Below are 14,607 nucleotides of genomic sequence, written 5' to 3'. Positions count from 1 at the left end.
GTCCATCGATGTCTTGCACTTTGATGCGCAGCAGTTCGCCAATACGCAAACCACATCCATAACACACCACTATCAATGTTTTTAAGCGCATATCCGTGCAACTTTCTATAAGTCGTCGAATATCATCACGCGATAAATAAGTAGGTGCCCGAGGTTTTGCTTTAGGCAAGGCTATGTCTAAGTTCAGTGGGCGGTGTAAAATATTCTTAAACAAAAACCAAATGCTGTTTATTTGTATTTTTTGACTCGCTCTGGAGAGCTTGCGAATGGCGGGATCTTTAAAAAAGATATTCAGCTCATCATCAGTAATTAAATCGAGTGGTTTATTAAAATAATGGCTGAGTTTAAGTAAATGCTCGCAGTAACTTTTACAGGTACTTTGTGAATAACCACGGTAGGCTATTTCAATTTTGACTTGTTCAATGAGTGTATTCATGACTTACCTCCAAATATGGGATAACCCCAAGGTAAGTGTGGCTCAAATGGTCAGAATAGGATCTCCGCGTAGCGGCTTAGTTCAACATGGGCATAGGTGGAATAACACCCATACAAAAACTGGAAAAGTTAAACAACGAAAATTCTACAGATAGCCTCCATTAAAAATGGGGGGATTACCGTTCCACCCCTGCTCAAAGCCCGATTTACTAAATTTAATTACGGTGTTGTCAGCCTCTTCTACGCTCATTTCTTTTCTTTTATTAGGCGCTTCGTTTGTGTTAAGCACATTGCGCTTAATACTGGAGGGTCCAAATGCTTCCGAAAATATATTTTTATCCTGCACACCGAGCAATAACAGTTCGTTATATACGTGCTGCATAAACGCATCAGGTCCGCATAAAAAGAACTCGTAGTCATCAAGTGGTAAATAATACCTAAACACATCCGCATTTATGCGCCCTTTTAAATCAAAGCTTTCGTCTTTTAAATTAGAGCCATTGCCTTGTTTTTCATCAAGCTCAGGCTGAGATAAAAGTGAGTAATAATCAATTGCGCCGCCACTCGTATCTGCTAACGTTTTTAGCTCGTTATAAAACGCACGCTGCTGTTTATTTTTAGCACTGTGAAAAATATGCAAAGGGCGTGTATAGCGGGTTCTCAACCCTTCATTGGCAATGTGTTTAGCCATTGAAACCATGGGTGTAATGCCTATTCCGCCACCAATGAGTACCGCTGGTTTGGTACTGGTTGGGTCAATAAAAAACTGCCCTTGTGGGTATTTAGCTAAAATAACGCTCCCGAGTTTTACGTTATTATGAAAGTAGTTTGACACCTCACCGCTAAGCTCTTTTTTAATCGATAACCGATAAAACTGCTCATGCGGGCTTGATGACACCGTGTAGGTTCTGATAACGGGTTTGCTATTACAGCTATTACCACTACTTTTACTTGGTATTTGTACAGTTAAATGCTGCCCAGCTTTAAACGGTAACAAGGTTGTATTGTTATGCCCTTCTAAATAAAAGGAGGTAATTACATTACTTTCTTTAATTATTTTGGTTACTTTTAAAGGCTGCCAAGTATGTTTTAGTTTTTCGGCTTGTTTGTTTTTATCAGCCTCAAGCCACGTGCCCGTCATTTTAGTGTTAGGGGAATAAGCATCAAATTTAGCACTAAACGGGAGTAAGTTTTTTAGCCACATTCCTTTAGTGAGGGTAAATTTCCAGCCTCGGTCTGCGCCAATAAAGCCCTCTAACTCTGGATGCCCGTCCCATAAAATTTCAACGCTGCCGGTAAGCATTAATACATTACCCGTGTCAAAATCAGGAAATAACAAACCTGCTTTTGGGTTTAATAAAAAGTTGCCCAAGGTATTAAAAAAATTGTTACCTGCGTAATCAGGAATCGTTAATGTATTGCCTTCTCGCTTTACAAAACCCGGCAACCCACCACGGTGAGAAACATCAACCCCTTCAATTTTTGGATTGTTTTTTGCGGTTATAAAACTCGATACAAAAAATGTATCGGTTGTGTCAATTAACGCACTGGCTACGTTATCAAGTGTATTAAATTCAACTTTTTGTACTGCACTACTTTTAACTAAAGGATCTCTATTAAACGTTAAGTCGCGCGTTTGAATATACTGCGGGCAATTTCCAAAGGATTGATCAACATTAAAACTCACCTTATTATCGTCAATTGCCTCACCCACGCGCACATTTAAACGGTTACGCCTGCGCGTGCCTAGCTCAATGCCTAATAAACCAATTGGCGAGCCGGCAATATTTAACGTGTTATGTAGAGGGTCGTTTTTATCAACCGCGTGGGTCATTAATAACGACGTAGGCGTTGGGGCGCTTAAAAAGCCTGACTGCCCTGAAACAATAGATACCCACGGATTAGCGTTTTCATCAACACTGCCTGCAACCACAAATGGTAACTGCTCAAAAAATGCTTGATGCTGCTCTGGCATAAATGAGCGCACGGCACGTTTACCAAATGCTGCCATTATTTCTCGTTTACCGAGTTTGTCTTGTATTGCCAGCTCGCCTTCGTGAAAAGGGGAATCATCTATTGAGTTTGTGTTTATCATTTTGCTTGTAAATTCGTGTGCGTATTTCATGGGCTAAATTTAACGCAATACACAATAAATGATAATGGGTGTTTTATTGACTGATAATGCACAAAACAATGACAATACTTGCACCCTCTTAGTGCCAGTCGCGCACCAACATATGTCAAAACGGGTTTTTCATTCACTCTAAAAAAACATTAAATACAATTTAAACAATAACTTAAAAAACTGGCTGTATTTTTGCAAACACTCTGTTAACAAGCCCGTTTTACTTACGGCAAAAATTTAGGTTGTGAGCACAATAGCTATTAGCAACCATAGGCAAAGAAGCCCGCACACAGTTATGCATATTGCGTATTTGTGGCGGGCTTTTTTGTTATTTGTATTTAAACCGTCACTTTAAGGAATGCCCTATGCAAACCTCGCAAAAAATACTCATTATTGGTAATGGTATGGTCGGACACCACTTTGTTGAGCAAATGCGCCAAAGCGATGCCAACGCAAACATTACCGTACTTTGCGGAGAAGCAAATCTTGCATACGATCGCGTGTACTTATCAAGTGTATTTGATGGCAAAACAGCCGCTGATTTAGCACTTACAACTCACGACAACTATAAACAACTCAATATTAATGTGCATACCAGCCAGTGGGTTGAAGGCATTGATAGAACAGCAAAAATAGTGACCACATTAACCGGTGAGCAATACCCGTACGACAAACTTATACTCGCGACAGGTTCGTTCCCATTTGTGCCGCCTATAAAAGGTAACGACCAACCCCATTGTTTGGTGTATCGCACATTAGAAGATTTAGAACAAATAAAAGCCAGTGCCGCTGTAAGTAAAAGCGGTGTTGTTATTGGTGGTGGTTTGTTGGGGCTTGAAGCCGCAAATGCGATTAAGCAACTAGGGCTTGATACCCACGTAGTTGAATTTGCGCCACAACTTATGGCTGTTCAACTTGATGGACAAGGCGGTACGCTACTAAAAAATAAAATAGAAAAACTCGGCGTAACGGTACACACATCAAAAGCAACCAGCGAAATAGTAAAAGGCGAAACCAGTCGCTTTAGATTAAATTTTTCGGACGAGTCATTTTTAGAAACAGATCTGATTTTGTTCTCTGCCGGTATTCGCCCGTATGACCAACTCGGCAAAATTGCTGATTTAGAACTGGGTGAGCGCGGCGGTATTATTATTAATAACCAATGCCAAACATCTGATCCTGATATTTTAGCCATTGGCGAGTGCGCCCTGTGGGACAAAAAACTATTTGGCTTAGTTGCACCGGGTTACAACATGGCGCGCGTTGCAGCAAGTCAATTAAGTGGTGGCGAGCTTGAGTTTTTAGGTGCCGATATGAGCACAAAACTTAAGTTATTAGGCGTAGAAGTAGGCTCGATTGGCGACGCTCACGCAAAAACGCCAGACTGTAAAGAACTTATATATCAAGATGCTATTCGCGGCTGTTATAAAAAAATCATACTAAGTGAAAAAGGTAATAAATTACTGGGTGCTGTACTTGTTGGCGATACCAGCGATTACGATACTTTACTGCAGTACATGCTTAACGACATGGACTTACCAGAAAACCCTGAGTGTTTAATTTTACCAGACAGCGGCGGCGCGCCGTCGTTATCGGGCAGTGCCCTACCCGACACAGCCACTATTTGTTCGTGTCACAATGTGAGTAAAGGCGACATTGTAGGTGCAATTGATGGCGGCTCGTGCGATTTAGCCTCGGTAAAATCATGCACTAAAGCAGCAAGCGGCTGTGGCGGTTGTGCTGCGTTATTAAAATCAGTTGTTGATAACGAATTAGCAAGTCGCGGTGTTGAAGTAAACAACCATGTATGTGAGCACTTTGCGTATTCACGCCAAGAACTACTGCACATGGTAAAAGTAGAAAGCATTAAAAGCTTTGATGACTTACTAACTAAACACGGCAGCGGTCATGGCTGTGAAATATGTAAACCTGCCATTGGCTCTATTTTAGCTTCAACATGGAACGACTTTATTTTAGAACCCGCTCATGTTGGCTTGCAAGACACTAACGATACATACCTAGCAAACATGCAAAAAGATGGTTCGTACTCTGTAGTACCGCGTATTGCTGGCGGCGAAATAACCCCCGACAAACTCATTGTAATTGGACAAGTAGCCAAAGACTTTAACCTGTACTGCAAAGTCACTGGCGGTCAACGTATTGATTTATTTGGTGCGCGCTTAGAAGAGCTTCCTGTTATTTGGGAGCGACTTATCGAAGCCGGATTTGAGACCGGTCATGCCTATGGTAAGTCTCTTAGAACCGTTAAATCGTGTGTGGGTAGTACGTGGTGTCGTTATGGTGTGCAAGATAGCGTTGGACACGCAATAGAAATAGAAAACCGCTACAAAGGGTTACGTGCGCCGCATAAATTTAAAATGGCGGTATCGGGTTGTACCCGCGAATGCGCCGAAGCACAAAGTAAAGATATTGGCATTATAGCCACCGAAAACGGCTGGAACTTATACGTGTGTGGTAATGGCGGTATGCGCCCTCGCCATGCTGATTTATTTGCGACCGATTTAGACACACCTACTCTTATTAAATACATTGACCGCGTAATTATGTTTTACATTAAAACGGCTGACAAATTACAACGTACATCGGTATGGATGGAAAACCTTGAAGGCGGTTTAGACTACCTTAAAAGCGTAGTAATTGACGACAGCTTAGGCATTTGCGACGAGCTAGAAGCGCAAATGGAGTTAATTACACAAACCTATGCGTGTGAGTGGAAAAAAGCGATTGAAAGCCCTGATGCAGCCAAACGATTCCGCCAGTTTGTTAATAGCCCCGAAACCGACGATAACATTTTGTTTGTACAAGAGCGTAACCAAATCCGCCCTGCTACAGAAGCCGAAAAGCGTGAGCAACGTAATACACAAAACCGTATTCCAGTAATGGAAGTTGAAGAGGAGCAAGCTGATGTCTTGGCATAATATTGGAACAATCGACAACCTAGTGGCTAATAGCGGCGTATGCGCATTAGTTAATAATCAGCAAGTGGCTATTTTTTACATTCCGCAAAACCCAACGGCTGTGTTTGCCATTAGCAACTACGATCCTATTGGCAAAGCTAATGTATTATCGCGTGGCATTATTGGCTCAATCGACAATAAATTAGTTGTTGCATCGCCTTTATATAAGCAACACTTTTGCCTAGAAACAGGCGAATGTTTAGAAGCACAAGCAATACACTTACCGGTTTTCAATGCAAAAATTGAAAACGGCAGTGTATTTATAAGCTCTGAACCAAAAGTTACAATAGCTGTGGCTTAGGGGAATAGTATGAGTGTATTGTCTTATTTTTCGGGTATTGAAAACGTGTGGCTAAATAAGCTCGTTACTAAGCTAACAAGCACAAATAGTCGAAGCGTCAAAAGCGGCAACGTTTATATAATTGGTGCGGGCCCAGGAGACGCAGAGCTAATTACAGTAAAAGCGCAGCGTTTAATTAATGCCGCCGATGTTGTTTTATATGATTGGTTAGTAAGTGATGATTTGTTAAAAACGCTACCTAAAAAAGCGCAGCGTGTATTTGTAGGTAAACGTGCGGGTAAGCATTCGATGACCCAAGCTAACATATGCGAACTACTGGTTAAATACGCGCAACAAGGCTTAAATGTAGTGCGTTTAAAAGGCGGTGATCCGAGTATATTTGCACGTATTAACGAAGAAGCCGATGCGCTTAGTAAGCATAATATTAATTTTGCTATTGTTCCGGGTGTCACAACGGCTTGCGCTACTTCCGCTTATACGGGTATTCCGCTCACTGCACGCGATGTAGCGCGTAGTGTTACATTTTTAACGGCGCAGTTTGCCGATCCTAATAAGCAACCTCATTGGCAAAATTACGCGTTTATGCCTGCAAACAACAACCCAACTTTAGTGGTTTATATGGGGCTTTCGCGCTTACAAACGCTAAGCTGCGGTTTGCAATCAGTGGGTTGGCCAAGTAATACACCCATTGCACTAATAGAGAATGCCACTACCACTAAGCAAAAGGTAATTACCAGTACGCTTGAACTGATAGTAAATGAGCATGCTAAACACAACCTTCAAGGCCCTACCCTAATTATGATTGGTGAAGTAATAAATCATAAAATGGCAATTAGTCCTGAATTACTAAATAGTGTAAATATTAACGCATGATACAAAATGAATAATGCACTTTTCGCGCTTACTACCTCCCCAGGAGTAGGCGCTTTTTTTGTTTTTAATTTAGGTTCAAGTTGTGTGCAATAACATGCTTAAATGCACCAAATAAGTTAAAAGTAATGGTAAGTTAAATTATAGAAACACAGTGATAAACAAAAATAACACTTTAAGCAATTGTATTAGCTTGATTTTAAATTCAATGATGAAATTTATTAATGATTGGAACAGTGGTTGCACTTTAAAAACAAAAAAGTGTGGAATAATACCAATGGCGACAAGTAATCCTCTCACAAAGCAGTTTTTATTAGCGGCTAAGTATCAAGAAATACACGCGCTAAAGCAATTACAAAACAGTTGTGCCTCGCTTACTAAATTAGGCGATTTTGTACATCAGTTACAAAAAGAACGTGCAATGAGTAATATATTTTTGGCTTCAAACCGCGAACGATTTAAAACCCAATTACAAGAGCAAATTCCTTTAAGTAGCAGCGCACAAACTGCATTTTATGATTCTCTAAAACAAACATTTATAAAAGACAACGCCGATACTGGTCATACTCGGTTATTTAATTTAATTACCTATAGCCTGCAAACACTTGACGCATTGCCCGACCTACGCAATCAAATAGCACACCAAAACATTAGTGCAGTGCATGCTACGCAGTCGTTCACGCAGTTAATTGCTAGTTTACTCAATATTATTTTAGAAGCCGCAGACGGCGCAAGCGATCCTAAAATAACCCGCCTATTAGTTGCATTTTTTAACTTTATGCAAGGCAAAGAATACGCAGGACAAGAGCGAGCATGTGGTGCACAAGCATTTGCAGCGAGTAAATTTACCACTGAGCAAAAACAACAACTCGCGCATTTTGTACAAGAACAAAACCACAGTTTTGACTTTTTTAATGAGTACGCCGATGCGCACCTTTTAAAATGCTTTGCCACATTAACAACACATCAGGTTAATAATCAGGTAGAGCAACTTAGAAGTTTACTGCAAAAACTCGATGACGAGAACGCCCAACCTCTCTCACAACTGAGTGAAGTATGGTACGAAGTAACCACCACGCGCATAGATATAATGCACAAAATTGAACAAAATATAGCAGATCAATTAATTGATACCGCAGCAATGCAAATAGCCTGTGCTCAACGTAGTTTAAATACAAATAAGCAAGTACTTAACAATATGGCAGAGCAACACATAGCCCCGACTTTTGGGCAATTAGCCATTAAGCAACCAGAGCCAGAAGTAAGCCAAAATATAGCGGCCGATAAGCTCAATAGTAATAAAAGTATGTATGATTTAATTATCGAGCAAAGCCAGCATATAAAACAAATAAACCAAGCGTTACTTGACGCTAAAAAAGTTATTAGTGAGCAAAAGGTCATTCACCAAGCCAAGTACATACTTATTGAGCAATTAAAACTCACTGAAGAACAAGCCCATAAACAACTTCAAAAGCAAGCGATGAATTCACATAAAACGTTATACAGCGTAGCGCAAACAATTGTGGAACTGAGTGATTAAAGTAATAAATAATCTACTTTCTGGTTAATAAAATGGTCAATACTACAATTCAAAAATTTTACTTAGGCTGAATTGTAAGTAGCATTAGCTTTGTTCAATTTTCACTAAACCCAAACTTAGCCGTGTGATTAAACTTCATTAATTTAAAGTTTAATTTTGCGAGCTTAACACGTCCTATTATACCTTTTCTGATTAAACTAATTATGACCAACTCCCTTAATTAAGTGAGCTACTTTGAGATAAGAAAACCTGATAGATAACAAGACAGAAATGTCGTTATTAGTAGTTCTCGACAGTTGCCTCTGCACCCATAGTCGTAAACCAGTAATTTTAACGCGGTTAGCGTCAGGGTTAATTCTCAAATTAATTAAGCATTATTGCGAACTGATATTAAACCGCATTTTGAAATGCCTGTGTAATTGCTTTTAAAAACCTAAAACACGGTGTATTTAAATTAGGTAAGCTTTTAATTTAAAAAGTTAATTTATAAAAATAGATTATTTAAGCAAACTCATAATAATCAACTACAATAAGTTAATTGCTTGTTACATAGCGTTTTAATGTGAGGGCATTTTATATTAAGGCCTGTTCATCTTTCGAGGTTGAATTGGCAGCAAGCTGTTTGGTATTTAAGCAAGTTAGAGCCTATGTAGTGTGGTTACTCCCCAAAAATAGGCGATAACGCAGAATAAATGCCAAATATGCGCTACCTAAGGGTGATTGACTCTTTGTTGCTCGGTTTTTACTTATTCTTACAGTGGTGTAAGCCATTAGAGTACGCAGGAGCAGGTGCCGAGCCCACTAGGTTACAAACCTCGCGCCACGATTAAACAGCTCTTAGATTGAACGAATTTCAATCATGAAAGTTCAACAGGTACTAGTTAAATGATTAGATTGAAGGAAGTGTTAATGCCTAATGTAGGACGCTATATTGAGAATATATTACCAACAGATTCGAATTTTTTTGTTGATAACGACATTCAAAAAAGCTTAGAGCACATTGTTGAACTAATCTTAAATGTTTTTGATGCTACGGCATGCTCTATTATTGCAAATTCACCACAGGGTCAAATTGAGTTGTACCAATATGGTTCGAAAATAGCCATAACCACAGAGGCGCTAAATAGTGAAGTATTTAATGAATCTATTATCGAGGGTAACTCAAAAAGCACTTCAAATACTCCCTTAAATGTAAACTCCAAAATGCGTAGGGTTATATCACTCATTATTTTACCATCGAACTTAAAATTGGGTTGGTTGATATTTGAACGAAAAAGTGAATCCGCATTTACAGAAAAAGATAAAACGATATTAGCCACCATACAAAAAAATATTGTAAATCAATTACTCCAACTTAATTTTATATTTAAAAAAGAAAAAGATGCTGAACTTCATTCAATGATTTCTGAGCTAAATAGAGATTTTGTTTTTATAAAGGACGAAAACTTTAAAATTGTATACGCAAATGATGCCTTCAAAAATAGTTATCCAAAAGAAATGCAAAACAAAATAATCGGCTTTACTACAATTGAACACTACGAAGAAGATGCGGCTACTGCATTTTTAGCGCAAGACAAAATTGCTTTAGATTGCGGCATTAGTAAAACAGTCGAAAATTTAGCAATGCCTAATGGCATGCAGATTACTGTAGAAACTATAAAACAACGCTTTGAAGATAAGTCTGGTAAATATTATATTTTAGGTGTGTGCAGAGACATAGCTGAAAAAGAAAATTTAATATCTAAATTACAAAAAGCAAACAGTGAACTTGACGAGTTTACCAGTATTGCTTCTCACGATTTAAAATCGCCATTAAATGCAATTAAACGTTTACTTGAGTGGATTTCGGATGACTGTAAAGATCTGCTTCCTGAAGAGCATTTAGAAAACTTTCAGTTAGTAATTAATCGCACTAATAGAATGCAGGTATTACTAGAAGATTTACTGAGCTATTCGAGAGTAGATCGCTGTGATTCTACCCGCTCTGACTTGTCTTTAGAAAATGTCTATCTTGAAATCGCTGAATGTTTAGAGATCCCAGAAACGGTAACTGTTCATATAGATGCAAATGATAAATTATTAAACATACCTGTAGTCCCCTTCAAAACAGTCATTTTAAACCTTATTAGTAATGCTATAAAACATAACGATAAAGAGCTTGGTGTTATACACATTTCTCTGCGGCCTTCTCATCATTATTATCTTATTGAAATAACAGATAATGGCCCTGGAATAGATCCAAAGTATTTTTCACTCATTTTTAAATTGTTTCAAACTCTGCGATCTCGTGATGACGTAGAAGGTAGTGGTATTGGTCTTTGTGTAGCAAAAAAGCTCATTATTAATTATGGCGGTAAGATTGAAGTAGCATCTGATGGAAAGCTTGGCAGTACATTTACTATTTTTTGGCCAAAAATTTAGCAATAAAATTGTTTTATTAATTAAAGATGAGTATTGGCATAGTGCTAAACCCTTAAGGAACTTATGTATATTTTAATAGTTGATGATGACTTAGTAGATCGTAAATTAATTAAAAAGATACTTATTTCAGATGGCTCTCAACTTCATGATATTACTGAAGTAACATGCGTTTCTGAAGGTTTAAGCGCCATTGAAAATACGCATTTTGACATAATACTACTCGATTATAATATGCCTAAAGAAGATGGTATCGAAATGCTTCTTGAGATGCGAGCAAAGCCAAAACTTGGTAATACTGCAATAATTATGATTAGTTCATCAGAGAACTCAACCCTCGCAATTGAGTGTATAGAAGCCGGTGCACAAGATTTTTTACCTAAGGGTGATATTACACGTAGTAGTTTAAATAAAGCACTTATATACGCTAAAAAACGCTTTGAAGCTGAACAACGCATGCATGACAGTTACCTCGCTGTAAAGCATATGGCAGAAAGGGATCAGCTAACGGGTTTGTCAAACCGATACCATTTTGAAGAAATATTAAAAGTAATGATTGCCAATAATAAACGGACTAAAAATAGTGTCGCGCTTTTGGCATTGGATTTAGATAATTTCAAACATATAAACGACACATTAGGGCATAATGTTGGCGATCAGATTTTAATACAAACTGTAACAAGAATTAACCACTGCCTAAGAAGAGACGAAGGGTTTGCTCGATTAGGGGGAGATGAATTTGCTGTTATTATTGGTGGTATAAGTAATATTAATCAAATAGGTATGATTGCAAATAGAATATTAGCTGAAGTGTCTAAGCCCTTTTTACATGAAGGTAGAACGATTAACTGTAGTGTGAGTATTGGCAGTGCTATTTACCCTCAAGATGCGACGGAGTCACATGAACTGCTTAAATGTGCTGATATTGCAATGTATCGCTCTAAGCAAAACGGTAAAGCAAAAATTAGTTTTTATAAAGAACAATATCAATACGAGTTTAGTCGTCGCGTTGATATTCAAAACAAAATTAAAGAAAATTTAGAACAAGAAAACTTTCGAATATTTTACCAACCTGTTTATTGCTCTAAACGGCAAAAAATATCAGGTGTAGAAGCTTTAATTCGTTGGCCAGATACCGATATTAGTTATACTCCTGATGAATTTATACCCATTGCAGAAGAATGCCGATTAATTGTGACGCTTGGTGAGTGGATTATTTCAACAGCTCTACAGCAATTATCATTATGGCAAACTCGTTTTAAAATTCCGCTAAATTTATCAATAAACATTTCCCCAATACAGCTTCAGAGTGAAGGATTGCTCGCTTATTTACTCGCAGCTGTAAAGCAATATGATGTGAATGTTAATAGTATAATTTTAGAAATAACTGAAACAGCCTTTATCAAAGATAACGAAGAAGTTACTGATATATTAACCACCTTATCTAATAATGGCTTTAGAATTGCTTTGGACGATTTTGGTATGGGCTATTCATCTATATCTCATCTTATATCTTACCCCATTGATATTGTTAAGTTAGATAAAAGCATGCAATCATCTGATGGTGAAAAAGGGAAACGACTAAGAGTAATTGAAGGGTTGTCTCTGATGCTTAAAAAGTTAGATTTTGATATTGTCGCCGAAGGTATTGAAACCCAAGCACAGCACAATTTATGTAAACAATTAGAGATAGACTATTTGCAAGGCTTTTTATTTTCAAGGCCCATGCCTGCAAACGACATAGACTTATTACTCACTAAGAACGCCGACGATTCAATCTAGAAATATTACCTATATTGAAATCGTCAAAATAAAATAACAGAGGCTGTATTTTGCTAAACCGAAAAACACCTAAAACTCTATTTTCACTCAATATAAACTAATAATATATTGAGATCGTAATAATTTTTAATCTCCCTGTATTGGAGTATCAATGGCAGACAGTACCTTCTCTTTTAGATCTTCGGCCTTAAAACTTCCCTTAACTAAATAGCCTTTAACAAAATCATGCGCCATAATAATTTTTTTCTCTTCTTCTCGTTCTGATGAGCTGAACATCATAACTACGCAAGAACTTATTTCAATGACTTTCCTGAGCTTGGCAAACTCGTCTAAAAATTGAATACCATTAACTCTGGGCATATTAATGTCTAAAAAAATCAATATTGGGGGAAAGCCATCTGGGTGTTCTTTTTTATTCGCTTCATAATTTTCGAGAAATTCTAATGCCTCTTGACCATCTTTTTTTTCAAAAATGGTAAGCTCTAAGTTAGCTTCTTTTATTAATCTTTTAAGGATATACCGATCAACTTCGTTGTCATCGATAATTAATATAGGTGGTTTTACTTTTTTCATCTTAATTTATCCATAGGTATTGTTATTTTAAATGTTGTACCGCTATTAGAACTTTGCAATGATATTTCTCCATCTAAATACTCTATATGTTTTTTAACTAGTGCCATACCCAAACCTGAGCCGCTACTCGTCTCAACATGAAATCGCTTGAACATATCAAACACTTCGCTTTGATGCTTATCAGGTATTCCAATCCCATTATCGGTAACTGTAATATTTAACGTCTTTTGTTCGTTAAAAATATCGCAGTGAACATAGGGCGCATCCTTATTTGTGTCGTAATATTTCAACCCATTTGATATCAAATTTTCGATGATTTGAGCAAAACGCGCTTTTTCTGATTTGATAGGTGTCGATAAATTAATATTCGTTGTTAATGTACAAGGATTATCTTTCATTAACCAAGCCAGTCGTTCTTCCATATCAGTAATCAACTGATTAAAGTCAATTAATTCTTCATTTTCATTACCTATATCTGCTTTTGCTAATAATAAAATATCAACAACAAGTGTTTCTAACTTCTCCATTTGTTGGTAAATAATTTTCGCATTTTGACAGGCCTCTTTAATATCACCAGCTTCTATATCTTGAATAACAAATTGGGCCAAAGATTTAGCGCCCGATAACGGTGACTTTAAATCATGTGATGCCCGATAAGCAAACTGAGCCAGTTCATCATTTGCCTGCTGCAAAGAAGCTGTTTGGCTGTTTACAATAGCTTTTAGCTCGATACTATTTTCTATGTTTAATAAATCATCTTTGATACGCTGTCTTGCTGCTATTACCAATGCTTTTAATTCACCCGTGGTATTTTTATCAAGTTCGTCATCTAAATTAGTACTATCTTCAGGTTTACTAGTTAAAAGAATGGTTAAATTGCGTATAGAGCTAGATATGGTACGTGACAGGTAACTGATTAAAATAATATTAAAAAGGGATATGATTAAAACAAGTGGTATTAAAGTGATCAATATAAACGACACTGTTTTTCTGATTGGTTCTTCAAACATTTCTGAATGTTGATTGAATCCATCAAGTGCAACATTAAGGTTTAGTAAAAAATCATCTCTACTGAGTTCACCTTTCTTATATTGAGTAACTGACAGTAGTGCTTTATCCGCAATTTCTATATCATTTTCGCAAATAGTTAAAGCTTGATCAGTCTTAATGACTTTCATAATAACACGGTTTAAATAATTAACTTCATCAAGACAATCAATAGGTTGCTGCTTTATAGCCAATATATCAAACTCTATTGTATTTATGTCTACAGGGGTGTCGTTTTTTATTTTTTTTACTGTCTTTGTTAATTGGTTAATATACTTTAAATGAAGAAAATTAAGCTGATGAAACTTAGCGCCTTTAGCTATTTCAAAGGCAGAAAAAACGGTAATACTTACTTCGGCTGTCGTTAAGATTACTATAAGCATCAATTTGTTAGTTATATTCATATACGAAGCCTGTTTTTCTATTCGCTATTGGTTAATAACCGTAACACTATATTTATTATAGTTTTTCTAACCTTAGTTATAGCAGGCATTCTTTTTTTTACTAGTTAATGTACATAGCTTAGTTCTTAAGGAAC

Annotated in this window: 10 protein-coding genes; 6 read left to right on the top strand and 4 right to left on the bottom strand. The window is 37.2% G+C overall.

Translation table 11 applies throughout. The features are described from left to right. Both DC53_RS21690 and DC53_RS0120575 read right to left on the bottom strand, forming a co-directional pair. Positions 1-436: phage integrase N-terminal SAM-like domain-containing protein (locus tag DC53_RS21690; protein ID WP_033030372.1), on the bottom strand; the 436-nt coding region annotated here is incomplete at its 3' end. A 144-nt stretch (positions 437-580) separates the two neighbouring features. Then, positions 581-2,560 (bottom strand): FAD-binding oxidoreductase, encoded by a 1,980-nt coding sequence (locus DC53_RS0120575; RefSeq protein WP_239462871.1) that lies wholly within the window; start codon positions 2,558-2,560, stop codon positions 581-583. Between the two features lie 365 nt (positions 2,561-2,925). Here DC53_RS0120575 and nirB point away from each other — a divergent pair, with 365 nt between their 5' ends. From nirB to DC53_RS08130, 6 genes are all read left to right on the top strand, one after another. Further along, positions 2,926-5,499, top strand: coding sequence for a nitrite reductase large subunit NirB (gene nirB / locus DC53_RS08105; RefSeq protein WP_033030370.1), 2,574 nt, complete (start codon positions 2,926-2,928; stop codon positions 5,497-5,499). After that, on the top strand, positions 5,486-5,839 hold the full coding sequence (gene nirD / locus DC53_RS08110; protein WP_007375226.1) for a nitrite reductase small subunit NirD: 354 nt from the start codon (positions 5,486-5,488) through the stop codon (positions 5,837-5,839). The genes nirB and nirD overlap by 14 nt, the downstream gene beginning before the upstream one ends. Before the next feature lie 9 nt (positions 5,840-5,848). Next, positions 5,849-6,712 (top strand): uroporphyrinogen-III C-methyltransferase, encoded by an 864-nt coding sequence (gene cobA / locus DC53_RS08115; RefSeq protein ID WP_033030368.1) that lies wholly within the window; start codon positions 5,849-5,851, stop codon positions 6,710-6,712. Positions 6,713-6,986: 274 nt separating this feature from the next. After that, positions 6,987-8,249, top strand: coding sequence for a nitrate- and nitrite sensing domain-containing protein (locus tag DC53_RS08120; RefSeq protein ID WP_033030374.1), 1,263 nt, complete (start codon positions 6,987-6,989; stop codon positions 8,247-8,249). Positions 8,250-9,158: 909 nt separating this feature from the next. Next, the gene (locus tag DC53_RS08125; protein WP_033030366.1) at positions 9,159-10,670 is read left to right on the top strand and encodes a PAS domain-containing sensor histidine kinase; all 1,512 of its coding nucleotides are present in this window, start codon (positions 9,159-9,161) and stop codon (positions 10,668-10,670) included. A 63-nt stretch (positions 10,671-10,733) separates the two neighbouring features. Beyond that, positions 10,734-12,449, top strand: a complete 1,716-nt coding sequence (locus DC53_RS08130; protein ID WP_033030364.1) for a two-component system response regulator — start codon at positions 10,734-10,736, stop codon at positions 12,447-12,449. Between the two features lie 126 nt (positions 12,450-12,575). On the opposite strand, the gene DC53_RS08135 is transcribed toward DC53_RS08130, so the two are convergent. Further along, positions 12,576-13,022, bottom strand: a complete 447-nt coding sequence (locus DC53_RS08135; protein ID WP_033030362.1) for a response regulator — start codon at positions 13,020-13,022, stop codon at positions 12,576-12,578. Next, complete coding sequence (locus DC53_RS08140; protein WP_033030360.1) at positions 13,019-14,473, bottom strand: sensor histidine kinase; 1,455 nt, start codon at positions 14,471-14,473, stop codon at positions 13,019-13,021. The genes DC53_RS08135 and DC53_RS08140 overlap by 4 nt, the downstream gene beginning before the upstream one ends. Positions 14,474-14,607 lie beyond the last annotated feature (134 nt).

Origin of the sequence: Pseudoalteromonas fuliginea, assembly GCF_000690055.1 — a bacterium.
In the GTDB taxonomy this organism is placed as follows: domain Bacteria; phylum Pseudomonadota; class Gammaproteobacteria; order Enterobacterales; family Alteromonadaceae; genus Pseudoalteromonas; species Pseudoalteromonas fuliginea.
Note: the sequence above shows the minus strand (reverse complement) of the source record. Positions and strands in the feature narration are given on the sequence as shown.